The sequence below is a fragment of the Dactylosporangium sp. NPDC049140 genome (genome assembly GCF_040648435.1).
Genome location: NZ_JBEZDS010000036.1, coordinates 1 through 23,795, shown reverse-complemented (window position 1 = coordinate 23,795; position 23,795 = coordinate 1). Strand labels below are relative to the sequence as shown.

21 protein-coding genes and 1 pseudogene are annotated in these 23,795 nt (G+C 73.1%); 14 read left to right on the top strand and 8 right to left on the bottom strand.

What is annotated here, in order from left to right; all coding sequences use genetic code 11:
• Nucleotides 1–12: 12 nt before the first annotated feature.
• Nucleotides 13–672 carry a CBS domain-containing protein gene (locus AB0B76_RS40090; RefSeq protein ID WP_360385546.1) on the bottom strand — a complete coding sequence of 220 codons (660 nt, stop codon included), beginning with the start codon at nucleotides 670–672 and terminating at the stop codon, nucleotides 13–15.
• A gap of 159 nt (nucleotides 673–831) precedes the next feature.
• Between AB0B76_RS40090 and AB0B76_RS40085 the strand changes: the two genes are divergently transcribed.
• Nucleotides 832–1,173 carry a hypothetical protein gene (locus tag AB0B76_RS40085; protein ID WP_360385544.1) on the top strand — a complete coding sequence of 114 codons (342 nt, stop codon included), beginning with the start codon at nucleotides 832–834 and terminating at the stop codon, nucleotides 1,171–1,173.
• Nucleotides 1,174–1,214: 41 nt separating this feature from the next.
• Here the strand turns inward: AB0B76_RS40085 and AB0B76_RS40080 are convergent, their stop codons facing one another.
• Nucleotides 1,215–1,973, bottom strand: coding sequence for a hypothetical protein (locus tag AB0B76_RS40080; protein WP_360385542.1), 759 nt, complete (start codon nucleotides 1,971–1,973; stop codon nucleotides 1,215–1,217).
• Nucleotides 1,974–2,194: 221 nt separating this feature from the next.
• Here AB0B76_RS40080 and gap point away from each other — a divergent pair, with 221 nt between their 5' ends.
• From gap to AB0B76_RS40065, 3 genes are all read left to right on the top strand, one after another.
• A complete protein-coding gene (gap, locus tag AB0B76_RS40075) occupies nucleotides 2,195–3,217 on the top strand; it encodes a type I glyceraldehyde-3-phosphate dehydrogenase (protein WP_360385540.1) in 1,023 nt (340 codons plus the stop codon).
• 59 nt (nucleotides 3,218–3,276) lie between these two features.
• Nucleotides 3,277–4,623, top strand: a complete 1,347-nt coding sequence (locus tag AB0B76_RS40070) for a GAF domain-containing protein (RefSeq protein ID WP_360385538.1) — start codon at nucleotides 3,277–3,279, stop codon at nucleotides 4,621–4,623.
• A 103-nt stretch (nucleotides 4,624–4,726) separates the two neighbouring features.
• Entirely contained in the window at nucleotides 4,727–4,888 is a 162-nt protein-coding gene (locus tag AB0B76_RS40065) for a hypothetical protein (RefSeq protein ID WP_360385536.1), read from the top strand.
• Between the two features lie 4 nt (nucleotides 4,889–4,892).
• Here the strand turns inward: AB0B76_RS40065 and pflA are convergent, their stop codons facing one another.
• Nucleotides 4,893–5,621 carry a pyruvate formate-lyase-activating protein gene (pflA, locus tag AB0B76_RS40060; protein WP_360385534.1) on the bottom strand — a complete coding sequence of 243 codons (729 nt, stop codon included), beginning with the start codon at nucleotides 5,619–5,621 and terminating at the stop codon, nucleotides 4,893–4,895.
• Complete coding sequence (gene pflB, locus AB0B76_RS40055; RefSeq protein WP_360385746.1) at nucleotides 5,618–7,867, bottom strand: formate C-acetyltransferase; 2,250 nt, start codon at nucleotides 7,865–7,867, stop codon at nucleotides 5,618–5,620. The genes pflA and pflB overlap by 4 nt, the downstream gene beginning before the upstream one ends.
• Before the next feature lie 142 nt (nucleotides 7,868–8,009).
• Here pflB and ppdK point away from each other — a divergent pair, with 142 nt between their 5' ends.
• The 6 genes and pseudogenes from ppdK to AB0B76_RS40025 all read left to right on the top strand — a co-directional run bounded on the left by ppdK (nucleotide 8,010) and on the right by AB0B76_RS40025 (nucleotide 15,047).
• On the top strand, nucleotides 8,010–10,625 hold the full coding sequence (gene ppdK, locus AB0B76_RS40050; RefSeq protein WP_360385532.1) for a pyruvate, phosphate dikinase: 2,616 nt from the start codon (nucleotides 8,010–8,012) through the stop codon (nucleotides 10,623–10,625).
• 96 nt (nucleotides 10,626–10,721) lie between these two features.
• Nucleotides 10,722–11,588: a universal stress protein gene (locus AB0B76_RS40045; protein WP_360385530.1), complete on the top strand. Its 867-nt coding sequence runs from the start codon at nucleotides 10,722–10,724 to the stop codon at nucleotides 11,586–11,588.
• A gap of 146 nt (nucleotides 11,589–11,734) precedes the next feature.
• Nucleotides 11,735–11,863 (top strand): annotated as a pseudogene (locus AB0B76_RS40040) (cation-transporting P-type ATPase); the annotation flags it as partial.
• Between the two features lie 51 nt (nucleotides 11,864–11,914).
• Nucleotides 11,915–14,407 (top strand): cation-transporting P-type ATPase, encoded by a 2,493-nt coding sequence (locus tag AB0B76_RS40035; RefSeq protein WP_360385744.1) that lies wholly within the window; start codon nucleotides 11,915–11,917, stop codon nucleotides 14,405–14,407.
• A 53-nt stretch (nucleotides 14,408–14,460) separates the two neighbouring features.
• On the top strand, nucleotides 14,461–14,781 hold the full coding sequence (locus AB0B76_RS40030) for an HPF/RaiA family ribosome-associated protein (protein WP_360385528.1): 321 nt from the start codon (nucleotides 14,461–14,463) through the stop codon (nucleotides 14,779–14,781).
• Between the two features lie 8 nt (nucleotides 14,782–14,789).
• On the top strand, nucleotides 14,790–15,047 hold the full coding sequence (locus AB0B76_RS40025; protein ID WP_360385526.1) for an SHOCT domain-containing protein: 258 nt from the start codon (nucleotides 14,790–14,792) through the stop codon (nucleotides 15,045–15,047).
• An 81-nt stretch (nucleotides 15,048–15,128) separates the two neighbouring features.
• On the opposite strand, the gene AB0B76_RS40020 is transcribed toward AB0B76_RS40025, so the two are convergent.
• Nucleotides 15,129–16,109, bottom strand: coding sequence for a nitroreductase (locus AB0B76_RS40020; RefSeq protein WP_360385524.1), 981 nt, complete (start codon nucleotides 16,107–16,109; stop codon nucleotides 15,129–15,131).
• A complete protein-coding gene (adhE, locus tag AB0B76_RS40015; RefSeq protein ID WP_360385522.1) occupies nucleotides 16,087–18,744 on the bottom strand; it encodes a bifunctional acetaldehyde-CoA/alcohol dehydrogenase in 2,658 nt (885 codons plus the stop codon). The genes AB0B76_RS40020 and adhE overlap by 23 nt, the downstream gene beginning before the upstream one ends.
• Before the next feature lie 219 nt (nucleotides 18,745–18,963).
• On the opposite strand from adhE, the gene AB0B76_RS40010 reads away from it, so the two are divergent.
• From AB0B76_RS40010 to AB0B76_RS39995, 4 genes are all read left to right on the top strand, one after another.
• Nucleotides 18,964–19,947: a nitroreductase family protein gene (locus AB0B76_RS40010; RefSeq protein ID WP_360385520.1), complete on the top strand. Its 984-nt coding sequence runs from the start codon at nucleotides 18,964–18,966 to the stop codon at nucleotides 19,945–19,947.
• Nucleotides 19,935–21,167 carry an acetyl-CoA hydrolase/transferase C-terminal domain-containing protein gene (locus AB0B76_RS40005; RefSeq protein WP_360385518.1) on the top strand — a complete coding sequence of 411 codons (1,233 nt, stop codon included), beginning with the start codon at nucleotides 19,935–19,937 and terminating at the stop codon, nucleotides 21,165–21,167. The genes AB0B76_RS40010 and AB0B76_RS40005 overlap by 13 nt, the downstream gene beginning before the upstream one ends.
• Nucleotides 21,168–21,189: 22 nt before the next feature.
• Nucleotides 21,190–21,621 carry a lycopene cyclase family protein gene (locus tag AB0B76_RS40000; protein WP_360385516.1) on the top strand — a complete coding sequence of 144 codons (432 nt, stop codon included), beginning with the start codon at nucleotides 21,190–21,192 and terminating at the stop codon, nucleotides 21,619–21,621.
• 98 nt (nucleotides 21,622–21,719) lie between these two features.
• Entirely contained in the window at nucleotides 21,720–22,343 is a 624-nt protein-coding gene (locus AB0B76_RS39995) for a CBS domain-containing protein (protein WP_360385514.1), read from the top strand.
• Here the strand turns inward: AB0B76_RS39995 and AB0B76_RS39990 are convergent.
• Entirely contained in the window at nucleotides 22,294–22,557 is a 264-nt protein-coding gene (locus AB0B76_RS39990) for an alcohol dehydrogenase catalytic domain-containing protein (protein ID WP_360385512.1), read from the bottom strand. The two genes, AB0B76_RS39995 and AB0B76_RS39990, sit on opposite strands and share 50 nt — an antisense overlap.
• 617 nt (nucleotides 22,558–23,174) lie before the next feature.
• Entirely contained in the window at nucleotides 23,175–23,615 is a 441-nt protein-coding gene (locus AB0B76_RS39985) for a hypothetical protein (RefSeq protein WP_360385511.1), read from the bottom strand.
• Nucleotides 23,616–23,795: the final 180 nt, after the last annotated feature.

Here is a 23,795-nt window from a genome sequence, read left to right as displayed (position 1 = left end):
GACCGCGCGCGGTCAGACGTCGAAGGTGTACCGGCGCTGCAACGTGGTGTCGTCGAAGCCCCACTCGAGCTCGTCGGTGACGCCCACGACGCCGTCGAGAGCCCGGGTCAGCCGGGTCGCGATCTGCGCGGTACTGCGCCGGTCGACCTTGCCCGTGAGCGTCACGTGACCGTCCGCCACGGCGACGGTGACCTCGATCGGGTCGAGCCAGAGGACGCCGAGCAGCACGCCTTCCAGCACGTCGGCCCGAATCTCGTCGTCCGTGCGCAGGTAACGGCGCAGCAGGTCGCGCCGGGCCACGACGCCGACCAGCTTGCCCGCGTCGTCCAGGACAGGCAGGCGCTTGATGTCGTGGCGCTCCATGAGCTGGGCCGCCGTCGTCAGCGGGACCGACGCGAGCACGGTTATGGCGGGGCTCGTCATGAGCTCTGCGGCCGTCTCCCCGGTGGCCTTCTCCTTGGCCTGGCGCGACCGGCGGCGCTCGAACAGCGCCGGGTGCACGTCCGCGCCGTTGAACTCGACCTTGTGCAGCAGGTCGGCCTCCGACACGACGCCGATCACCCGCCCGTCGTCTTCGACCACGGGCACAGCGCTGACTCCCATGTCCACGAGCAGGTCCGCGACCTGCTTGTAGCCCAGGCCAGGCGAGACCGTGACCACGGTCGTGCTCATCACATCACGTACTAGCAGCGGGCGCATCGCCTGCTCCCTTCTCCTGTCTCCTCCCACCACCGTGTTCTTCCCGCCCGCCCGGCACACGGGCTGAAGGTCCCGCCTGCGCCGGGCCGGCCTCCCTGTCTTCGCCGCCGCCCTCACCCCTGCACTGGATGCATGAAGGAAACACTGCTGCCCGTGGTGCGCTCCTGCGCCGGCCGGACCGTCCCCATCGGCGCCTATGCCGTCGACGAGCAGGGCCGCGCGCGGTTCGTGCCCGTGCTCGACGTGCAGCGGCTGGCCCGGTACGCCGTCGCCGGCGCGGCCGTGGGCGCCACGGCCACCGTCGCGGTCGCGTGGAGCCGGCGGGGGCGCGGCCCGTCGATCGGCTCCGTCCGCATGGGACCCGGCGGCTGGGTGAGCCTGAAGAACGCCCGGCCGTCCGCGTTGCGGGCCGACCGCTCCGCCCGCCCATGGTGGGCGCGGCTGTTGCGGGCGCACCGTGTTGTCGCCGAATGAGCGTCCTGCGGGACCCCGGACGAACGGGACGGGAGATCACGTCACCGGGCGGACCGACCGGGCGAGGCCGTGAGCGTCCCGATCCGGCCGGCGATGCCGAGACCGAGCACCACCGCGGGCCCATCGGCCGGACCCGGCTCCGCCACGAATCGCTCCACCGAGGTGACCAGGCCGGCGGCGGCCGCGGTGAGCAGTACCGCGGACGTCGCCTCGCCGGCGGCCAGCCAGTCGCGGCGCGTGTCCCCGGCGGCTCCGACGACGAAGTAGCGGCCCGGGTGCCCGGGCAGCGCCCAGGACGGCGGGTCCGCGATGGGGCGCAGCGTGGCGCCGAACCGCGCGGCGACGTCTTCCAGCGTCGCGACGTGGTCCGGGCCGAGCCGGGCGTCGGCGAACGAGCGCCGGTCGGTGCGCCGGACGGCGATGGCCCGGTGGAGCCGGTCGTCGCGGCGGCGGCGCGGAGCCGGTCCGGTGTACCGCACGACGGCGAGCAGGCCGGGGTCGCGCTCGTCCGGCAGCCGCTGCACCGCCGCTGCGGCGCCGCCGGACGCCAGCGTTACCAGAGCGTGGTGCAGCGCGGCGCCGCAACCTACCGTGACCAGGCGCCGGTCGATGTCGCCCGGCACCCGGCCGCGGTCGTCCTCGAGCAGCGCGGCCCGGTCGCCGTCGATCCGCCAGCGCCACGGTTGGCTGTCGCCGGCCGACGGCGCTTCCTGGGAAACCATGGCGGCCCGCATGAGCAGGTGCCCGGAGTCGCTCGTTCGTGCCGCCGGCGTGCGGTCGATGTACTGGATCGCCACCATGGCGCGCTCCCGATGCGCTCGGTCCGATTCGTCCCTACCACCGTGCCGCCCGATCGCGGTGGCGTGCAGGGGCGAAGGTCCCGATGCAGGCCGGGACGGGTCTTGCCGATGACCTCGGCCCGGGCCGGAGGTGACCTTCGGCCCGTGCGCGCCGTGCGGCCGGGGGAGACGGTGAAGGGGCGGGACGGATGAGCCCCGCGCCGCGCTGCTGGGAGGATGTCATGACCTACCGAATCGCCATCAACGGCTTCGGCCGGATCGGCCGGGACGTTGTCCGGGGTCTCGTCGAGCGCAAGCTGCTCGGAGGCCAGATCATGCTGGTCGCGATAAACGACCTGTTCGACACGGCGAGCCTGGCGCACCTGCTGCAGTACGACTCCACGTTCGGCCGGCTGCGGGCCACGGTCGACGTCGACCCGTCCGGCGGTGGCTTCAGCGTCGGCGGGCAGTACATCGAGGTGCTCCGCCAGCGCGATCCCGCGTTCCTGCCGTGGGCCGACCTCGACGTGGACCTCGTCATCGAGTCCACCGGACGCTTCCGCGGCCGCGAGGACGCCGCCGTCCACCTCAAGGCCGGCGCCCGCAAGGTGCTCATCTCCGCGCCGGGCAAGGACGTCGACGCGACGATCGTGCTCGGCGTGAACGGCGCCGCGTACGACCCCGACCTGCATGACGTCGTCTCCGCCGCGTCCTGCACCACGAACTGCGCCGCACCGATGGCGCAGGTGCTGCACAACGCCTTCGGCATCGAGCAGGGCATGCTGACCACGGTGCACGCGTACACCAACGACCAGGTCGTGCTCGACGCCCCGCACAAGGACCCGCGCCGCGGCCGTACCGCCGCCACGAACATCATCCCGACCAGCACCGGCGCGGCCAAGGCCATCGGACTCGTGCTGCCCGAGCTCGCCGGGAAACTCGGCGGCGTCGCGCTGCGGGTGCCGGTCGAGAACGGCTCGATGACCGACCTGACCGTCCGGCTGGCCCAGCCCGCCACCGTCGAGCAGGTCAACGCCGCCTTCGCCGCGGCCGCGGCGGGGCCGCTCGCGGGCATCCTGCGCTACAGCGACGCACCGCTGGTGTCCCGTGACATCATCGGCGATCCGGCGTCCTGCGTCTTCGACTCCGGCCTGACCGCCGCCGACGGGCACCTGGTGAAGGTCTTCGGCTGGTACGACAACGAGTGGGGCTACACCAACCGCCTCCTCGACCTCGCTCTGCTGTTCGCCGGCGCCGACCGGTAAGGCCACTTGACGCTCCCGCCTCCCGGGCGGGCACACTGTTGCCGACGACGGGAGGCGGGATGACCAAAACCGGGGGCAGGGGCCGCGACGGCGTGGAGGTCCCATTCGTCGCCGACGCGCGCCTCGAGCTCGACGAGCTGCTGGAGCAGCTGGTCGAACGCATCCGCGACGTGCAGAACACCCAGGGCCGGCTACGTGGGCTGCTCAGGGCCAACCTCGACATCGCACAGGGCGTGGACCTGGAGCAGGTGCTGCGCCAGATCGTCTCGGCGTCGCGGCAGCTGGTCGACGCCCGCTATGCGGCGCTCGGCGTGGTGCAGGACGGGCACCTGGCCCGCTTCCTGCACGAGGGCATGGACCCGGCGACGGTCGGGCGCATCGGCGGCCTGCCGGAGGGCAAGGGACTGCTCGGCGCCCTCGTGGACGACCCGCAGCCCATCCGGCTCGCCGAGATCGCCGAGCACCCGGCGTCGGCCGGGTTCCCGGAGGACCATCCGCCGATGCACAGCTTCCTCGGGGTGCCGATCCGGGTCCGCGACCGCGTCTTCGGCCACCTCTACCTGGCCGAGAAGCAGGGCGCGGCCGAGTTCAGCCGCGACGACGAGGAGGTCGCCAAGGCGCTCGCCGGCGCGGCCGGGGTCGCCATCGAGAACGCCACGCTGTTCGACGAGGCCCGCCGGCGCCGCGACTGGCAGGAGGCGATGACCGCGGTCACCACCGACCTGCTCCGGGGCGCCGGCCGCGACCAGTCGGTGCGCTGCCTGGCCGACTGTGCGCTGCAGGCGTCGGGCGCGGACGGCGCGGCCTTCACCGCGCCGCCCGGCGACTCGGCGCCCGGGCCGCGCGTGACGCTCGGCTTCGGCCTGCTGGAGCCATGGCACGGCCGTTCCGTGTCGCCGATCGGCACGTTGGCCGAGAGTGTGCTCGACAGTGGCGAGCCGGCCCTCGTGCCGGACCCGGCCGGAGACCCGCGCACCGCCGCCGCGGTCGGCGCCGTGCCTGAGCTGGGTTCGATGATGGCCGCCCCGGTGGCCGGCAACCATGGCCTGCACGGCGTGCTCACCATCGCCCACCGCCGTGGCTCCGACCGCTTCGAGGGCGCCGACCTCGAACAGTTCGCGGCGTTCGCCGTGCACGCCGGCCTGGTGCTGGACGTCGCGGCGCTGCGCCGGGAGAACGAGCAGATCCAGGCGCTGGAGGATCGGCAGCGCATCGCCACCGAGCTGCAGGACACCCTGATCCGGGACCTGTTCGCGCTCGGGCTGTCACTGCAGGGTGTTGCCGCCCGCAACACCAACCCGGACACCCGGGCCGGTCTCGCGGCCGGCGTCGACGACCTGGACCGCATCATCCGGGCGGTGCGCACCGCGGTGTTCGCGATGGAGCCGCGGCCCGACCGGGACTGACCCGCGTCGTGCGTGTGACGTTACGTCACTGCGCACACTGGGCTCGTGCCTGTTCCTGCCCCGGCTCACCGGGCAGGCGTGGCTGCCCCTGGCCGCCGGTGGCGTGCTCGCCCTGCTCGGCCCGCTGCTGAGGGTGCCGGAGGCGCTGTCCGGCCTCGGCCCGTTCGAGCACCACGGGTGGCCCGGCCCGATCGCCCTCGCCGCGGTCGTGACCGCCGGCGCCGGGCTCGCCGGCGTTGCCCGCCGTGACCTGCGCATCGGCTGAGGTGTCACACGGCCTTCAGGCCGGCCTCGCGGAACTGGGCGCGCACCCGCTCCACGAGGCCGGGGTCCGGCGCCGGGGTGTCACGCAGCGCGAACCGCAGGCCCAGCCGCTCGTACTTCGCCGCGCCGAGCTTGTGGAAGGGCAGGACGTCGACGCGTTCGATGTTGCCCAGGTCCGCGGCGAACCCGGCCAGGGCCTGCACGTCGTCGGGGTTGTCGGTGTGGCCGGGCACCAGGACGTACCGTAGCCAGACCGGCGAGCCCCGCTCGGCCAGGCGGCGGGCGAAGGTGAGGGTCGGGGCGAGCTCGCCACCGGTCAGCCGGCGGTATCCGGCCGGGTCCCAGCACTTGATGTCCAGCAGGACGAGGCTGGTCAGGTCGAGCAGCGTGTCGTCGGCCCGGACGCCGAGCGCGCCCGAGGTGTCCAGGGCCGTGTGCAGGTCCAGGCCCCGGGCGCCGGCGAACAGCGCCCGGGTGAAGGCCGGCTGGAGCAGGGGCTCGCCGCCGCTGACGGTGAGGCCGCCGCCGGCCGCGCGCAGGAAGCCCGCGAAGCCGGCCACCGTCGACAGCAGATCCTCCGCAGTGGACGACTTGCCGTCGCGCATGTGCCAGGTGTCCGGGTTCTGGCAGTACAGGCAGCGTAGCGGGCAGCCCGACAGGAAGGCGACGAAGCGGGTCCCGGGACCGTCCACACCGGTGGACAGGTCCCAGGAATGCAGCCGGCCGGTGGTCATCGCGCGCCGTGGAAGGTGCGGCCGAGGACGTCCCGCTGCTGCTCCGCGGTCAGCTTGACGAAGTTCACCGCGTACCCGGAGACGCGGATCGTCAGCTGCGGGTACCGCTCGGGGTGCGCCATCGCGTCCAGCAGCGTCTCGCGGTTGAGCACGTTGACGTTGAGATGGAACCCGCCGGCGCCCATGTACGCGTCGAGCAGCCCGGCGAGGTTCGCGGCCCGCTCCCCATCGGCGCGGCCGAGCCCGTCGGGCGTCACCGTGCTGGTGAGGGAGATGCCGTCGCGCGCGGCGGCGTAGGGCAGCTTCGCCACCGACAGGGCCGAGGCGGCCATGCCGTGCACGTCGCGGCCGTTCATCGGGTTGGCCCCGGGCGCGAACGGCTCGCCGGCGCGGCGGCCGTCGGGCGTGTTGCCGGTGTGCTTGCCGTACACCACGTTCGAGGTGATGGTGAGCACCGACTGGGTGTGGACGGCGTCGCGGTAGGCCGGGTTGCCGCTCACCTTCCGCATGAAGGTCTCGACCAGCCACACGGCGATGGCGTCGGCGCGGTCGTCGCCGTTGCCGTACGCCGGGTACTCCCCCTCGATCTCGTAGTCCACGACGAGGCCGGTCTCGTCGCGCACGGGGCGGACGGTGGCGTACCGGATCGCCGCGAGGCTGTCCGCCGCGACCGACAGGCCGGCGATGCCGCAGGCCAGGAACCGGCGCACCGGGTAGTCGTGCAGGGCCATCTCGAGGCGCTCGTACGCGTACTTGTCGTGCATGTAGTGGATGATGTTCAGCGCGTCGACGTAGGTGCGGGCGAGCCAGTCCAGGGTGCGGTCGTAGGCGGCGCGCACGGTGTCGTAGTCGAGCACCTCCCCGGCCACCGGCGGGGTCGCGGGGGCCACCTGCGCGCCGGACATCTCGTCGCGGCCGCCGTTGATCGCGTACAGCAGCGCCTTTGCCACGTTCACGCGGGCGCCGAAGAACTGCATGTCCTTGCCGACCCGCATGGCCGAGACGCAGCACGCGATCGCCGTGTCGTCGTCGCTGTACCGCCGCAGCAGGTCGTCGTTCTCGTACTGGATCGCGCTGGTGTCCAGCGAGACCTTCGCGCAGAAGCGCTTGAACGGCTCCGGCAGGGCCGGCGACCACAGCACCGTGAGGTTGGGCTCCGGCGCCGGGCCCAGGTTGTACAGCGTCTGCAGGTACCGGTACGACGTCCGCGTCACCAGCGTGGTCCCGTCGCCGCCCATGCCGCCGATCGACTCGGTCACCCACGTGGGGTCGCCGGAGAACAGCTGGTCGTACTCGGGCGTGCGCAGGAAGCGGATGATGCGCAGCTTGATGACGAAGTCGTCGACCAGCTCCTGCGCCCCGGCCTCGCTCAGCGTGCCGTCGGCGAGGTCGCGCTCGAGGTACACGTCGAGGAACGTCGAGGTGCGCCCGAGCGACATCGCGGCGCCGTTCTGCTCCTTGGTGGCGGCGAGGTAGCCGAAGTACAGCCACTGGATCGCCTCGCGGGCGGTCCGCGCCGGCTTCGCGATGTCGTACCCGTAGGAGGCCGCCATCGTCTTGAGCTCGGCCAGCGCCCGCAGCTGCTCGGCCAGCTCCTCCCGGTCGCGCACCACGTCCTCGGTGGCCGCGTGCTGATCCAGCGAGGCCTTCTCGCGCCGCTTGTCCTCGACGAGGAAGTCCACGCCGTAGAGCGCCACCCGCCGGTAGTCGCCGATGATGCGGCCGCGGCCGTAGGCGTCGGGCAGCCCGGTGATGATGCCGGCCTTGCGGGCCGCGAGGATCTGCGGCGTGTAGGCGTCGAACACGGCGTCGTTGTGGGTCTTGCGGTACCGGGTGAAGAACTCCTCCACGACCGGGTCGAGCTCGTAGCCGTACGCGCGCAGGCCGTTCTTGACCATGCGCAGGCCGCCGGCGGGCATGATGCCCCGGCGCAGCGGCGCATCCGTCTGCAGCCCGACGATCAGCTCCCGGTCCCGGTCGATGTAACCCGGTGCGTGGGAGGTGATCGAGGCGGGCGTGCTCGCGTCGACGTCGTAGACGCCACGTTCGCGCTCCGCCGGGAACATCGCCGTGAGCAGGCCCCAGATGTGGGTGGTCCGCTCGGTCGGGCCGGCGAGGAACGCCCCGTCGCCCTCGTAGGGCTGGACGTTGGCGCGGATGAAGCCGGCGACATCGACCTCGTCGCGCCACGGCCCGCCGCGGAATCCACGCCAGGCGACGAGTTCGGTGTTCGCGGGAAGGCTCATGGTGGTCATGCCCCTAGCGTCGTCCGTCCCCGCCCGTGCGGGCAGGGCCGAAGTCCCTCAGTCCCCGGGCCCTCGGCCCTACGCGCGCGACCCGGGGATGCCTAGCTTCGGGAGCGACACCACAACGACGTGGAGGTGCGCCGTGACCAAATTCGTCTACGACTTCGCCGAGGGCGGGCGGGACCTCAAGGACCTGCTCGGCGGCAAGGGCGGCAACCTCGCCGAGATGGCGGGTCTGGGCCTGCCGGTGCCGCCCGGCTTCACGATCACGACCGACGCGTGCCGGGCCTACCTGCGCACCGGCCGCGAGCCGTTCGGCCTCGCGGACGAGATCGCGCTGCACCTGGAGGGCCTGGAGCGCCAGGCCGGCCGGCGCCTCGGCGATCCGGCCGACCCGCTGCTGGTCTCGGTGCGGTCCGGCGCCAAGTTCTCCATGCCCGGCATGATGGAGACCATTCTCAACGTCGGCCTCACCGACGCCACCGTCGGCGGTCTCGCCGCCCGGGCCGGCGACGAGCGCTTCGCCTGGGACTCCTACCGCCGGCTCATCCAGATGTTCGGCAAGACGGTCCGGGGTGTGCCGGGCGAGGTGTTCGAGCACGCGCTCGACGAAGCCAAGACCGGGGCCGGCGCCGCCGACGACACCGGCCTGGACGCCGAGACACTGCGCGGGCTGGTCGAGCGGTACAAGCACATCTTCACCGCCCACACCGCCGAGGAGTTCCCGCAGGACCCGCACGAGCAGCTCCGGCAGGCCGTCCGGGCCGTGTTCGACTCCTGGAACGCCGAGCGCGCCGTGCTGTACCGCCGCCAGGAGCGCATCCCCTCGAACCTCGGCACCGCCGTGAACGTGGTCGCCATGGTCTTCGGCAACCTCGGCGCCGACTCCGGCACCGGCGTGGCGTTCACCCGCGACCCGGCCACCGGCGAGCGCGGCGTGTACGGCGACTACCTCGCCAACGCCCAGGGCGAGGACGTCGTGGCCGGCATCCGCAACACCATGCCGCTGCAGGACCTCGAGCAGCGCGACAAGGCCAGCTACGACGAGCTGATGTCGATCATGTCCACGCTCGAGGAGCACTACAAGGACCTGTGCGACATCGAGTTCACCATCGAGCGCGGCAAGCTCTGGATGCTGCAGACCCGCGTCGGCAAGCGCACCGCGGCCGCCGCGTTCGTCATCGCGGCCCAGCTCGTCGACGAGGGCGTCATCGACCTCGACGAGGCGCTGAGCCGGGTGACGGGCGCGCAGCTGGCCCAGCTGATGTTCCCCGCCTTCGACCTCTCGGGCGCGCCGCGGCGGGTGGGGTCCGGGGTGGCCGCCTCCCCCGGCGCGGCGGTGGGCGTCGCCGTGTTCGACGCGCACCGCGCGGCCGAGGTCGCCGCGGACGGCACGCCGGTGATCCTGGTACGCCGCGAAACCAACCCCGACGACCTGCCCGGCATGATCGCCGCCCAGGGCATCCTCACCAGCCGCGGTGGCAAAACGAGTCACGCCGCCGTGGTGGCCCGCGGGATGGGCAAGACGTGCGTGTGCGGGGCGTCGCTGGACGTCGACCTGCACGAGGGCGACCTGCTGAGCGTCGACGGCACCGCCGGCGCGGTCTACCTCGGCGCGGTGCCCGTGCAGCCCTCGCCCGTCGTGTGCTACTTCGAGGGGACCCTGTCCCCCGACGCCGATCCGCTGATCCGGGCCGTCGACCGTCTGCTGACCCACGCGGACAAGCGCCGCCGGTTGGCGGTGCGGGCCAACGCCGACACCGGCGAGGACGCGGCCCGGGCCCGGCGCTTCGGCGCACAGGGCATCGGCCTGTGCCGCACCGAGCACATGTTCCTCGGCGAGCGCCGCACCCTCGTCGAGCGGCTCATCCTGGCCCGCACCACCGAACAGCGCGAGGCCGCCCTGGCCGAGCTGCTCCCGCTGCAGCGCAATGACTTCACCGACCTGTTCCGCGAGATGGCCGGACTACCGGTGACCGTCCGGCTGATCGACCCGCCCCTGCACGAGTTCCTCCCGCCCCTGGAGGACCTCGCGGTAAAGGTCGCCGTGGCCGAGGAGCGCGGCGAGGACCCGGGCCACGACCGCGAGCTGCTCGACGCGGTCCACCGCATGCACGAGGACAACCCGATGCTGGGCCTGCGCGGCGTGCGCCTCGGCCTGGTCATCCCCGGCCTCTTCGCGATGCAGGTCCGGGCGATCGCCGAGGCGGCCGCGCTGGTGCCGGGGGCCCGGGCGGAGATCATGGTGCCGCTCGTCGGGGCGGTGCAGGAGCTGGAGGCCGTACGCGAGGAGGCCCGGCGGCTGCTGACCGAGCTCGGCGTCGAGGCCCGCATCGGCACGATGATCGAGGTGCCGCGGGCCGCGCTCACGGCCGGCGAGATCGCGCGCGCCGCGGACTTCTTCTCGTTCGGCACCAACGACCTGACCCAGATGGGCTGGGGGTTCTCCCGCGACGACGTCGAAGGAGCCTTCTTCTCGCGGTACCTCGAGCTGGGCATCTTCGGCGTCTCGCCGTTCGAGTCCATCGACCGCGACGGCGTCGGCCGGCTCATCCGCATCGCGGTCACCGAGGGCCGCGCCGCCCGGCCGGACCTGCACATCGGGGTCTGCGGCGAGCACGGCGGCGACCCCGACTCGATCCGCTTCTTCCACGACGCCGGGCTCGACTACGTGTCCTGCTCGCCGTTCCGCGTGCCGGTCGCCCGGCTCGAGGCCGGCCGCAGCGCGGTCGTCGCCGCCGGCTCCGACACCCGCTGAGGACGGGTCCTTGGACCCGCTGGGTGACACCGATGGTCCCTGGCCGCAGGAACGCGCCGGGCCGAGCCTGAAGCCAGGGACAATCGAGGAGGAGCGATGAGCACCAACACCAACCCCCCGCGGATCGTCGTCGGCTACGACGGGTCCGAGGAGGCCCGCCAGGCGGTCGAGTGGGCCGCGGACGAGGCCGAGCGCACCGCCGTGCAGCTGCAGATCGTCAACGCCTACCAGATCCTGTGGCCGGGCGCGTACTACGCCACGTTCACCGAGCAGACGGGCGCCGCCCAGGAGGCCGCCCAGAAGCTCGTCGGCGGGATCGCCGAGCGGATCCGCGCCCGGGGCACCGGCATCGACGTCGTCGGCCTGAGCGTGGACGCGCCGCCCGCGTCGACCCTGCTGGAGCTCGGCGACGCCGGCGCCCGGCTGCTCGTCGTCGGCAACCGCGGCTCCGGCGGGCTGACCAACCTGTTCATGGGCTCGGTCAGCCAGCAGGTCGCCACGCACGCCCGCGTCCCCGTCGCCGTCGTGCGCGGGCGGACCGCGGTGACGTACGGGCCGGTCGTGGTCGGGGTCGACGGCTCCGACTCCGGCGCGGACGCGCTCGGTCTGGCGTTCGCGGCCGCCCGGGCCCGGGGGGTCGAGCTGGTCGCGATCCGCGCCCACCTCATCCCGGCCCAGCCTTCGCTGCCGGCGCGGGACGTCGAGGAGTACGAGCGGGCGGCGCTTGACGCGTCGCTGGCCCCGTGGCTGCAGCAGTACCCCGACGTCAAGGTCGAGGCCCTCGTCACCGCCGGGCGCGCGGCGAGGGTCCTGATCGGCGTCTCGCACACCGCCCAGCTCGTCGTCGTCGGCAGCCGCGGCCACGGCGGGTTCGCCGGCCTGCTCGTCGGCTCCGTCGGACAGCAGCTCATGCACCATGCCGAGTGCCCGGTGCTCATCGCACACGAGCGCCGGGACGCATGACCGATCGCCACCGCGCCGCCGCGGTGAAGGGAGCAGCCGCGATGAGCACCGCATCCGAACAACCTGGCGCGGTGCCCGTCGCGCAGGATCCGCGGGAACCGGTCGGCCTGCTCATGCGGGACCTGCGCTAAGGTCCGCGCGGCCTTTCCGCACGCGAGGCCGACCGCCGGCGGCTCGTGTACGGCCCGAACGAGCTCACCCGGCACGGCGGACGGCGGTGGTGGCGCGAACTGGTGCGCCAGCTCGTCCATCCGCTCGCCGCGCTGCTGTGGCTGGCCGCCGCGCTGGCGCTCATCGCCGCCACCACCGCATTGGCGATCGCGATCGTGATCGTCGTGCTGGTCAACGCCGTGTTCGCGTTCGTGCAGGAACAGCAGGCGGAGCGGGCCGTCGAAGCCCTCGCCGCCTACCTGCCGCAGCAGGCCACCGTGCTGCGCGACGGCGTACGCACCGCCATCCCGGCCGCCGACCTCGTGCCCGGCGACGTGCTGGTCGTCGAGGAGGGCGAGCGCATCTGCGCCGACGCCCGCCTCCTGACCGGCGGGGTCGAGGTCGACCTGTCCACGCTCAACGGCGAGTCCCTGCCCGCGTACCGCTCGGCCACGCAGACCGACCGCGGCGGGCCCCTGCTGGACGCCCGCGATCTGGTCTTCAGCGGCACGAACTGCACCGGCGGCGAGGCCACCGCCGTCGTCTTCGGCACCGGGATGCGCACCGAGCTGGGCCGCATCGCCGCCCTGACCCAGCGGGTCGGCCGCGACGAGAGCCCGCTGGAGACCCAGGTGAAGCGGGTCGCGTGGCTCATCGCCCTGGTCGCGGTCACCGCGGGCCTGGCCTTCCTGCCGCTGGGCACGTTCGCCGCGCACCTGAGCGTGGCCGCCGCCTTCACCTTCGCCATCGGGCTGCTCGTGGCCAACGTGCCCGAGGGGCTGCTGCCCACGATCACCCTGGCGCTCGGCATGGGCGTACGGGAGCTGGCCCGCAGCGGCGCGGTCGTGAAGCGCCTCAGCGCCGTGGAGACCCTGGGTTCCACCACCGTCATCTGTACCGACAAGACCGGCACGCTCACCATGAACCGGATGCGGGTCACCACCGTGTGGACGCTGCCGCAGCGCCTCGGCCTGGAGCCCGGCGATCCGGCTCCGGCCGGCCCGGCGCGGCGGCTCGCCGATGCGGTGGTCCGGTGCAACAACGCCGGGCTGGAGCCCGAGACCGGCGATCCGACGGAGATCGCGCTGCTGCACGCCGCGGCCGCGCTCGGCCGGCCGGCCGACGCCGGCGCGCGGCGGGACCAGCGCCGTCAGTTCCACTTCGACCCGGCGCTGCGCCGGATGTCCACCGTCGACGACCTCGACGGCGAGGCCTGGCTGCACGCCAAGGGCGCGCCGGAGGAGCTGCTGCCGTTGTGCACCCGCGTTGCCGACGCCACGGGCGACCGCGCGCTCACGGACGCGGACGGTGAGCGCGTCGCGGCCGCCGTGGCCGAACTGGCCGCCCACGGGCTGCGCCTCCTCGCCGTTGCCGTGCGCCGTCTTCCGCCGGGCCCGGTGCCGGAGCGCCGCGAGGACGCCGAGCAGGATCTCACGCTGCTCGGCGTGGTGGCCATGTTCGACCCGCCGCGGCCCGAGGTTGCCGCCGCCGTCGCGCGCTGCCACACCGCCGGCATCCGGCTGATGGTGGTCACCGGGGACCACGGGCTCACCGCCGCGGAGATCGCCCGGCGGGTCGGCATCGCGACCGGCGACACCCGCGTCATCACCGGGGCCGAGCTCGACGCGATGCCGGAGCCGGAGCTCGACCGGCTGCTCACCGAGCACCGCGAGCTGATCTTCGCCCGCAGCTCGCCCGAGGCCAAGCTGCGCATCGCCGACGCCCTGCGCGCCCAGGGGCACGTGGTGGCCATGACCGGCGACGGCGTCAACGACGCCCCGGCGCTGCGGCGGGCCGACATCGGCGTCGCCATGGGCCGGGGCGGGACCGACGTGGCCCGCGAGGCCGCCACGATGATCCTCACCGACGACAACTTCGCCACCATCGTCACCGCGGTGCAGGCGGGCCGGCGGGTCTACAACAACGTGCGCAAGTTCATCCTGTACATCTTCGCGCACGCCACGCCGGAGGTCGTGCCGTTCCTGGTCTTCGCCCTGTCCGGCGGCGCCGTGCCGCTGCCGCTGACGGTGCTGCAGATCCTGGCCATCGACCTGGGCACCGAGACACTCCCGGCCCTCGCCCTGGGCCGCGAGCCGGCCGAGCCCGGTCTCATGGACCGGCCGCCGCGGGCGCGCCGGCAGGGTGTCATCCACGGGCGGATGCTCGTGCGTGCCTGGGGTGTGCTCGGCGGCGTCTCGGCGCTGCTCGTGCTGGCCGGGTTCTTCGCCACGCTCTACGGCGGCGGATGGCACCCGGGCGACGCCACCGGTCCGGGCACGCCGCTGCACCACGTCTGGCAGCAGGCCACGACCATGACCTTCCTGGGCATCGTCGCCTGCCAGATCGGCACCGCGTTCGCCGCGCGGACCCAGACCGCCCCGCTGCGGGCCGTCGGGCTGCTCACCAACCGCCTGCTGCTGTGGGGCATCGGCTTCGAGGTGGCCTTCGCCGCCGCGCTGGTCGGCAATCCCGCGCTGCACGGCCTGTTCGACACGGCGGTCCCGGGCCCCGGCCAGATCGCCCTGCTGCTGCCGTTCCCGCTGGTCGTGTGGGGCGCCGACGAGCTGTGGCGGGCCCGGCTGCGCCGGGTGGACGCCCGGTACGGGACCACTGTCCCCGAACGCGGGTCGCAAGACCCTGCCCGAAGGCCCGCGACGGAGATCAAATGATCTCAGGCGGTCGGATCTCCACCGCCGGCCCGTTCGGCGAAAGGACGATAACGATGTCCCGCACCCACGACGAGGTCGAGATCAACGTGCAGCTGCAGCCGGGGATGGAGCCGCAGATCCAGCGCTACGCCCGGGAGAAGGTCACCGCGGTCCTCGGTCACACCGCCCGGCCGGTGCTCTTCGCGCGGGTCCGGCTGGACCGGATCGGCAACCCGGCGGCGGACCGGCCGGTGAAGGCCCGCGCGGAGATCGACCTCAACGGCCGGGTCCTGCACGCCGAGGCGTGCGCCGACACCCCGTACGAGGCCCTCGACCTGCTGCAGGACCGCCTGCAGGCGCGCCTGGACCGGCGAGACACCCACGAACACCGATAGCCGTCGAGATGCGGCGGCGCCATCTGGAGGAGGTCACGATGATGTGGCATCACTACTACGGGATGATGGGCTTTCCGATGGGCGGCCTGGTGCTGACGCTGCTGGTGTTCCTGGCGGCCGCCGGCTTGGTCGTCTACGCCCTGCGCCGCCCCGGTTCGCCGGACGGCGGCCGGGACGCCGCGGCGATCCTCGCGGAGCGCTACGCCCGCGGTGAGATCGACGATGAGGAGTACCACCGCCGCCTGAACCGCCTGCGCACGTCCTGACACGACAGCAAATGACGCCGCCCCCCGGTCATGAAGGCGCTGCGCGGACCGGTCCGGTCCGCGCAGCGCTTCGGGTGTCGTTCAGGATTGTCCGGGGAGTCCGATGATGTCGGTACCGGAGCGGCGCACGGCCGGCGGTACCGGTTCGCTGTCGGGCACCGGCACGCCGAGACGCAGCGCGATCGCCGGGTTGCCCGCGCCGAGCAGGCGGCCAAGGGCCTGCCGTACCGGCTCGACCTCGATCACCTCGCTGATCGGCGACGCGGCCAGGCCGCGGGCGGTAAGCGTCAGCCAGACGTCCGACAGCGCCTCCCCGGCCGCGACCCAGTCCCGCGGCTCGTCGCCGTCGATGGCCAGCACCACGTACACGGTCCCGCGGTCGCTGCCCGGGCCCGGGTCCAGCGCCGCCGGTGCGGCCACGGCGAAGTCCCGGGGCGCGATCCGGCGGTCGGTGGGTCCGGTGACGCTGCGGGGCGAGACGCCGTCGCGGTCCGGCCGCGTGCGGGTGGTCCACTTCTGCACGTCGTCGCACATCGCGGGGTCGGCGCGTTCGAAGGCGCCGGCGTCGTCGACCGCGGCGGCCAGGGCGGCCAGCTGGTCGTAGTGCAGCAGGTGCAGGCGCACGCCGTGGCGTTCGGCGGCGAAGCGGAGCTCGGCGAGGATCGCGCCGGCCGGTCGGGCGTCGGCGAACGGGCGCCGGTCGGTGCGCCGGCGGTAGATGGCCCGGTACAGCAGGTCGTGCCGCTCACACGGGGAGCCCTGCCGCACCTGGGCCACCAGATCCGGCCGGTGCAGGTCCGGCAGCACCGTGATGTCGGCCGCGTAGCCGGCGGCCAGCAGGGCGACCGCGGCGTGGTGCAGCGCGGTGCCGCAGCTGAGCAGCAGGAGGCGGCCGTGGGGGTCGAGGCCGTCCAGCCGGCGGGTGTGGTCGGCCCACAGCTCGCCGTGGTTGCCGGTCAGCCGCCAGCGCCAGGGCTGGGTGTTGAAGATGGACGGGGCGCGCAGGGCCGCTATCGACGCCTCCGCGACCTGGTCGATCTCAGCTCGTCCGGGGGTTGTCATGACCCGCTCCTTCCCCGCCGTAGTAGGCGGTCCGCATGATCTCGCGCAGGTCGGCCAGCATCGGCATGCGCGGGTTGGCCGGGGCGCACTGGTCGAGGTACGCGTTCATCGCCTGCTGGGGCAGCGCCTCCAGGAACGCCTGCTCGTCGACGCCGGCCGCCTGGAAGGACGGCTCGATGCCGACGTCGGCGCGCAGCCGCTCGACCGCCCGGGCGTAGGACTCGACGCCCTCCTCGGGCGTGGCCGCGGGCAGGCCGAGCATCCGGGCGATGTCCTGGAAGCGCTCCGGGGCCACGTACCGCTCGTACTTCGGCCACGAGTTGAGCTTCGCCGGCACCTTGCCGTTGTGCCGGATGACGTGCGGCAGCAGCAGCGCGTTCGTGCGGCCGTGCGCGACGTGGAATGTCGCCCCGAGCGTGTGGGCCAGGGCGTGCACGATGCCCAGGAACGCGTTGCCGAACGCCATGCCGGCGATGGAGCCGGCGTTGTGCATCTTCTCGCGGGCCACCGGGTCGGCCGCGCCGCGGTGCACGGCCGCGGGCAGGTTCTGGAAGATCAGCCGGATCGCGTGCAGGGCCAGGCCGTCGGTGTAGTCGCTGGCGTACACGGACACGTACGCCTCGGTGGCGTGGGTGAGCGCGTCGAAGCCGCTGTCGGCGGTCACGGCCGGCGGCAGGTCGGCGGTGAGCACCGGGTCGACGATCGCGACGCTCGGGGTGAGCGCGTAGTCCGCCAGGGGGTACTTCAGGCCGGTCTTCGTGTCGGTGATGACCGCGAACGGCGTGATCTCGGCGCCGGTGCCCGAGGTGGTCGGGATGCACACCAGGCGGGCGAGCCGGCCGAGGGTCGGGAAGGTGAAGGCGCGCTTGCGGATGTCGAAGAACTTCTCCCGCATGTCGGCGAACTCGGTGCCCGGGTGCTCGTACAGCAGCCACATGACCTTGGCCGCGTCCATCGGCGAGCCGCCGCCGAGCGCGATGATCGTGTCCGGCCGGAACTGGTGCATCAGCTCGGCGCCGCGCTCGACGGTGGCCATCGTCGGCTCGGGTTCGATGTCGTCCAGGATCTGGACGGTGACCGGGTTCGCGCCGGCCCGTAGCGCCGTGCGGATCCGGTCGACGTACCCGAGCCGGGTCATCGTCGGGTCGGTCACGATTGTCACCCGGTGGACGTCGGGCATGTCGGTGAGGTACCGGATCGCGTTCGGCTCGAAGTAGATCTTCGGCGGGATCTTGAACCACTGCAGGTTGTTCGTCCGCCGCCCGACCCGCTTGATGTTGAGCAGGTTGACCGCCGAGACGTTGCCCGACACCGAGTTGCGCCCGTAGCTGCCGCAGCCGAGCGTGAGGGAGGGCAGGAAGGCGTTGTAGACGTCGCCGATCCCGCCCTGCGACGACGGCGAGTTCCAGATGATGCGCACGGCCTTCACCCGCCGGCCGTACTCCTCGGCCACGTCGGCCGCGGCGGTGTGGATGACGGCGCTGTGGCCGAGCCCGTCGAGCTCGACCATCTCCTGGGCCAGGCGGAACCCGTCCTCCCGGGAGCCGGCCCGCAGCACGGCCAGGACCGGGCAGAGCTTCTCCCGGGTCAGCGGCTCCTGGGCGCCGACCTCGGCGACGGGCACGAGGATGACCGACGTGTCCTCGGCGACCTCGAACCCGGCCTGCGCGGCGATCCAGGCCGCGGACCGGCCGACGACGTCGGGGTTGACCCGCGGGCCGTCGCCGAAGATGAGCCGCTCCAGCCGCCGCTTCTCCTCGGGCGTGGCCACGTGCGCGTGCAGCCGCTCGAACTGCGCGAGAGCCTCCTCCTCGATCGCCTCGTCGAGGATGACGGCCTGCTCCGAGGCACAGATCATGCCGTTGTCGAACGTCTTGGACACCACGATGTCGTGGACCGCGCGCACCACGTCCGCGCTGCGCTCGATGTACGCGGGAACGTTGCCCGGCCCGACGCCGAGCGCCGGCTTGCCGGCCGAGTAGGCGGCCCGGACCATGCCGCCGCCCCCGGTGGCCAGGATGACGGCCACGCCGGGGTGGGCCATGAGCGCCTGGGTCGCCTCGATCGACGGCTGCTCGACCCACTGGATGCAGTGCCGGGGCGCGCCGGCGGCCACGGCGGCGTCGCGCACGATCCGGGCCGCCTCGGCGCTGCAGCGCTGGGCCGACGGGTGGAAGGCGAAGACGACCGGGTTGCGGGTCTTGAGCGCGATGAGCGCCTTGAACACCGTCGTGGAGGTCGGGTTCGTCACCGGCGTGACGGCGCAGACGACGCCGACCGGGTCGGCGATCTCGACGATGCCGTCGATCTCGTTGCGGGCCACCACCCCGACCGTGCGCAGCCCGGCCAGGCTGTGGGCGATGTGCTCGGAGGCGAAGACGTTCTTCACCGCCTTGTCCTCGAACACGCCCCGGCCGGTCTCCTCGATGGCCAGCTCGGCGAGGCGGCCGTGCGCGCTCAGGGCGGCCACCGACGCCTTCTTCACGATGTGGTCGATGCGTTCCTGGTCGAGTCCGGTGTACCCGTCCAGCGCCCCCAGCGCCCGCAGAACCAGGCGGTCGATCGCGGCCGCGGTGTCCTCGACACTCAGCTCGAGCTCGGCGGGCGTCGGGGCAAGCGTCCCGGTCACCGTCATCACATCCCTTCTCGGCGGCACGGATCGGTCGATCCACCTTCGATCGTTCGCCGTGCCGGCCCGGCCCCCCAGGGCCACCGGTCCCGCGCGGCTCCGCCTTTGGTCCCGAACCCCGGCCGCGGCCGGACCGGCCCCCGGGATCGGGACCATCGGCCCTGTCCGCGTCGGCCCGAATCCGCCACCGTCGGAGGGGCATCCGCCGCTGGAGGTGACGACACCATGTCCGAGCAGCTGCCGGACCGAACGACCGCCGCGTGCCTGAACGCCGCCGTCGCCGCACCCTCGATGCACAACACCCAGCCGTGGCGGTTCCGGTTCGACGGGCTCGGGTTCGACGTGTATGCCGACGCCGAGCGCGCCCTCCCGGCCACCGACCCCGCGGGCCGCGCCCTGCACATCAGCGTCGGGGCGGCCGTGTGCAACCTGCGGCTCGCGCTCGCGGCCGACGGCTGGGTCTCGCGGCTGGAACGGCCGGCGACCGCCGGCGGGCCGGTGCGCGTGGTGCCGGTCGCCACCCGCGATCCGAGCTCGGACATCGAGGCCCTCGCCCTGGCGATCAACCGCCGCCGGACCAACCGCGGCCCCTACGACGACGCCGCCGTGCCCGGGGCCCTGCTCGAGGCGCTGCGCCGGGCCGCCGCCGGCGGGAGCAGCCGGCTCGTCGTACTCGACCCGGTGCGCCGCGGCGCGGTGCTGGCCATCACCCAGGCCGCCGACGCCTGGCAGCAGACGGATCCGCGGTACCGGCGGGAGCTCGCCCGGTGGACCAGCGAACGCGGCGACCGGCGCGACGGTGTGCTCGCCCCCTGGTTCGGGCCCCGCGCGACGACCGCGGGCCTGCCGCTGCGGGACTTCGGGCTCGCGCTGCCCCGGCTGTCGCGGGAGGCGGCCCGGTTCGAGCGGCACCCGACGCTCGTCGTCCTGCACGCCCGCGGCGATACCCCCGAGGCCTGGCTCGACGCCGGTGGTGCCCTGCAGCGCGTGCTGCTCACCGCCACCCTGCACGGCCTGGCCGTCCAGCCGATGACCCAGGCGCTCGAGGTGGCACACCTGCGCCGGATGCTCGCCGCGCCCGGCGGTGTCTGGCATCCGCAGATGATCCTGCGCGTCGGCTACGGCGGCCCCGTCGAGGCGAGCCGCCGCCGGCCGCTGCGAACGTTCCTGCTGCATTCCCATCGGAGGGAGAACCCATGCGAACGGTGAGCGAGGCCGAGCTCGGCCACATCCTCGGCGCGCTGCCCGGCGTGCCGAGGATCGTCGCGAGCGGCAACTTCGCCGCGCCGGCGCGGCTGCTGGCCATCGCCGACGCCAGCATCGCCGAGTTCCGGCTCGTGATGCTCAACGCCCAGCCCGGCATCCCGGACCGGGAGGGCGTCGTCCACGAGACGTCGTTCGTCGGGCCGGGCATGCGGGGTGGTGCGCGGCTGCGGTACTTCCCCTGCCGCCTTTCGCTCGTCCCCGACCTGCTGCGCCAGCGTCTCGTGCCGGACGTCGTCCTGCTGCACACGTCGCCGGCCTCGGGCGGCGCGGTGAGCCTCGGCGTCGAGGTCAACGTGCTGCCCGCCGCGGTCGAGGCGGTCCGCGCCCGCGGCGGCATCGTCGTGGCCCAGGCCAACCCGCACATGCCGGTCACGTACGGCGACGCCCAGCTGCCGGTCGAGGCGGTCGACTACCTCGTCGAGGCCGGGGAGCCCCTGGCCACGCACGCCCCGGCCGCGCCCGACGACACCTCCCGGACCATCGGCGAGCGGGTGGCGGCATTGGTACCGCAGCAGGCCACCCTGCAGCTCGGCATCGGCGCCATCCCCGACGCCACCCTCGAGGCGCTGCGGCACCGGCGCGGGCTGCGCGTCTGGTCGGAGATGTTCACCGACGGCGCCCTGGCGCTGGAGAAGGCCGGCGCGCTGGAGGCCGACACCCCGGTCACCGCGTCGTTCTGCTTCGGCTCCCAGGAGCTCTACGACTGGATCGACCGCAACCCCCGGGTGCGGATGCTGCGCACGGAGAAGACCAACGACCCGGCCGCAATCGCCGCGCACCCGGGCCTCATGAGCATCAACAGCGCCCTGCAGGTCGACCTGTTCGCCCAAGCCAACGCCAGCCGCGTCGGCGCCCGGACCCACTCCGGCTTCGGCGGCCAGACGGACTTCATCGTCGGGGCGATGCACTCCCCGGGCGGCCACGCGATCATCGCGCTGCGCTCGTGGCACCCGAAGGCGGACGTGTCGGCGGTCGTGCCGCTGCTGTCCGGGCCGGTAACCTCGTTCCAGCACAGCTACATCGTCACCGAGCAGGGTACCGCCCAGATCTGGGGCCGCGACTCGGTGGAGCAGGCACAGGAGATCCTCGACCACGCCGCCCACCCGGGCGTGCACGACTCGCTACTGGACGCGGGACGGCGCCTCGGGCTACCCCTGCGCTGACACCGTCCCGGCCCTTCAAAACATGACCGGCGCCTGGTACGGGCGCGCCTCGTTCACCCCGCAGGAGCTCCAGCGGAGCACCGAAGCCCCGCCGGCCATCCTCCGCGTAGCGGCCCGCGCCGAGGTACGCGCCGTGCTCATCGACGAGGTCCACCGGTGCCGGGACAGCGCCGCCATCGCCGCCTCGCTGGCCCGGCACGGACACCCCTTCGCGGTCCCGACGACGAGCCGGCGGTTCCGCCGCCTGGACACCGTGCTGCTGCGCGTCCTCGACCGCGATCCCGACCAGCTGGAAACCGCGTTCGCCCGGCTGTTCGCCGCCAGTCCGGCCGATCGGGTCCTGCGGTTCCTCGACGAGCAGAGCTCGCTCCGCGACGATCTGCGGATCGTCGCGTCACTGCCGCCCGCGCCATATCTGCGCGCCCTGGCCGGCAACCCGCTCGGCACGCCATGACTGGGCTCCCGTCCCGGCGCAGAGGTGTCCTTCGGCCCAGGTGCCGGCCCCGGGACGGTGACATCGTAGGGGTCGAAGGTGGGCGAAGGGAGTCTCCGATGAGCGAGCTGCGCGTCCGAGATGTCATGAGTCCGTCGGTGGTCGCGGTGACCGCGGACTGCACCAGCCGGCACGTCACCGACGTCATCACCGAGTTCGGCGTAAGCGGTGTGCCGGTGGTCGGCCAGGACGACCGGGTGATCGGCGTGATCTCGGAGGCCGATTTGTTGTCCAGGCTCACTGCCAGGGATGGCGCTGACACGCCGCCGGCGGACGGCCTTACGGCCGGCGAGCTCATGAGCACCCCGCCGGTCACCGTCCGCGCGGGCGCGGCGCTGAGCACGGCGGCCGGGCTCATGCAGCGGTACCGCGTCAAAAGGCTCCCCGTCCTCGACGACGACCGCGGCACGCTGGTCGGCATCGTCACACGCCGAGACCTGCTGCGCAACGCGCTGCGTTCCGACGAGGCGATCGAGCGGGAACTCATGGACGAGCTACTGCTGCACGGCCTCTGGCACAAGCCGGGCGACATCACAGCCACGGTGCACGACGGTGAGGTGCAGCTGTCCGGGGGGCCCGGAGGACGCGACGCCGCCCGGCTGGCCGCCGAGATCGCCGCGAACCTGACCGGCGTTACCGCGGTGCGCAGCAACATCGCCACCGACCGTTCGCGCTCCGCGTGACGCCGGGCGAAAGCCGCGCCGGGTCCCGCTCGAGCAGCCGCGCGTACTCCGCCTGCACCCCGTCCACGCGGTGGCCCAGAATCCAGCCGCCGCCACCCAGGCACTGCCCGGAGTGCACGGCCCGGCAGAACCGGCAGACGCCGCACGCCGAGATGCGCGACGCCAGCACACGGTGCTCGGCCGCCAGGCCGCTGACAGCGCTGCCGACCCCCACGACGGTACCGACCGCCTCGTGCCCCCAGGACGCGTCCGGGCTGCACGGCCGGCACGTCGCTGGCTAGGATATGCAGGTCCGTGCCGCAGATCGTCATGGTGTCGATGCGGATGATGGCATCACGAGGGTCCTGGATGCCTGTTCCGGCACATCGGTCCGGGTCTTCCAACCCGGACCTCGGACACCATTGCTTTCATCTGCCAGCGGACGCGGCATGATCCGGGTCGGCGGACAGTTTGCTCCGGGCTGACGGACATGAGAATTCCGGGCGCTGTTGCATTGAGCGATCGAGTTGAGCGAGCACCGGATATTCTTCGTCGCGAAGTCCGCCGGAGGCCGGCTGTCGCTGTGCAGCACCCCCTTTTGCTGTCCGTTATATCCAGTTTCGTTGCCGCCACGGCACACGAACGCGGACCTCGGCCGAAATTCTTGCGGCAGGCGATCTTGACGATGGCTCAATGCAACAGCGCCCTCCCAGCTGCACCGGGGGTACAACAAGGCGCCTCGCGGCGCAGCGCATCTGCCGCTGTGGGCGCGCGACGGCCGCTGGCGCCCGTCGCGGAAGGTTGGGTCGGGCCCGATGAACGTTGGCAGGGTCTTCTACCGGGCCGATGTCGTCATTCGAGGCGCTCAGGGTGCGTCGGTGGGTCGAGGTAGACGCGGGCGCCGGCGGCCGTCAGTCGGTCCGCCAGCAGCCGCATCTCGCCGGCGGTGCCGGTCACGCCCTCACCGGTGAGGCGGTCGTACTCGGCGACCGCAGCGGCAATCGACCGATCACCGGACGCGCGTAGGACGCTCAGCAGCCGGACTCGCAGTGGACCGGCCTCGGCGGGGTCCAGGTGGACTGTTGCCGCGCCGTACCGGGCCAGCAGCTTGGCACGGAGCGAGGACGGCAGATCGCCCTCGCCGCATGCGAGTACGAGATGCGGGCAGTCCCGACAACTGATCTCCTCTGACCAGACCAGCCGGCCACCCTGCACGCCCTCGGAAACCTCATGCACGGTGGGGCCGCCGCATGACGGACATCGCAGGTCCGAAGTGGCCCCGTCGACCTGCATAGATCTCGACCTTACTCGACAACGGGCCACTCATGGCACCCCTCTGTGTCAAGAGACGGCCTGGGCCGGTGTTCTAGAGTGGGCTCTAGTACTGCAACGGCAGTTAGGTGAGTGGGTGGCCGCGTCGTCGGTAGTGGCTGAGGCGGGCTTGGTATTGGCGTCGGCGGCGCCAGTGTGACC

Excerpts from the sequence above, each read along its gene's own strand:
- AB0B76_RS40090 (WP_360385546.1), bottom strand. The coding sequence starts at position 672 with ATGAGCACGACCGTGGTCACGGTCTCGCCTGGCCTGGGCTACAAGCAG.
- AB0B76_RS40085 (WP_360385544.1), top strand. The coding sequence starts at position 832 with ATGAAGGAAACACTGCTGCCCGTGGTGCGCTCCTGCGCCGGCCGGACC.
- AB0B76_RS40080 (WP_360385542.1), bottom strand. The coding sequence starts at position 1,973 with ATGGTGGCGATCCAGTACATCGACCGCACGCCGGCGGCACGAACGAGC.
- gap (WP_360385540.1), top strand. The coding sequence starts at position 2,195 with ATGACCTACCGAATCGCCATCAACGGCTTCGGCCGGATCGGCCGGGAC.
- AB0B76_RS40070 (WP_360385538.1), top strand. The coding sequence starts at position 3,277 with ATGACCAAAACCGGGGGCAGGGGCCGCGACGGCGTGGAGGTCCCATTC.
- pflA (WP_360385534.1), bottom strand. The coding sequence starts at position 5,621 with ATGACCACCGGCCGGCTGCATTCCTGGGACCTGTCCACCGGTGTGGAC.
- pflB (WP_360385746.1), bottom strand. The coding sequence starts at position 7,867 with ATGAGCCTTCCCGCGAACACCGAACTCGTCGCCTGGCGTGGATTCCGC.
- AB0B76_RS40045 (WP_360385530.1), top strand. The coding sequence starts at position 10,722 with ATGAGCACCAACACCAACCCCCCGCGGATCGTCGTCGGCTACGACGGG.
- AB0B76_RS40030 (WP_360385528.1), top strand. The coding sequence starts at position 14,461 with ATGTCCCGCACCCACGACGAGGTCGAGATCAACGTGCAGCTGCAGCCG.
- AB0B76_RS40025 (WP_360385526.1), top strand. The coding sequence starts at position 14,790 with ATGCGGCGGCGCCATCTGGAGGAGGTCACGATGATGTGGCATCACTAC.
- AB0B76_RS40020 (WP_360385524.1), bottom strand. The coding sequence starts at position 16,109 with ATGACAACCCCCGGACGAGCTGAGATCGACCAGGTCGCGGAGGCGTCG.
- adhE (WP_360385522.1), bottom strand. The coding sequence starts at position 18,744 with ATGACGGTGACCGGGACGCTTGCCCCGACGCCCGCCGAGCTCGAGCTG.
- AB0B76_RS40010 (WP_360385520.1), top strand. The coding sequence starts at position 18,964 with ATGTCCGAGCAGCTGCCGGACCGAACGACCGCCGCGTGCCTGAACGCC.
- AB0B76_RS40005 (WP_360385518.1), top strand. The coding sequence starts at position 19,935 with ATGCGAACGGTGAGCGAGGCCGAGCTCGGCCACATCCTCGGCGCGCTG.
- AB0B76_RS40000 (WP_360385516.1), top strand. The coding sequence starts at position 21,190 with ATGACCGGCGCCTGGTACGGGCGCGCCTCGTTCACCCCGCAGGAGCTC.
- AB0B76_RS39995 (WP_360385514.1), top strand. The coding sequence starts at position 21,720 with ATGAGCGAGCTGCGCGTCCGAGATGTCATGAGTCCGTCGGTGGTCGCG.
- AB0B76_RS39985 (WP_360385511.1), bottom strand. The coding sequence starts at position 23,615 with ATGCAGGTCGACGGGGCCACTTCGGACCTGCGATGTCCGTCATGCGGC.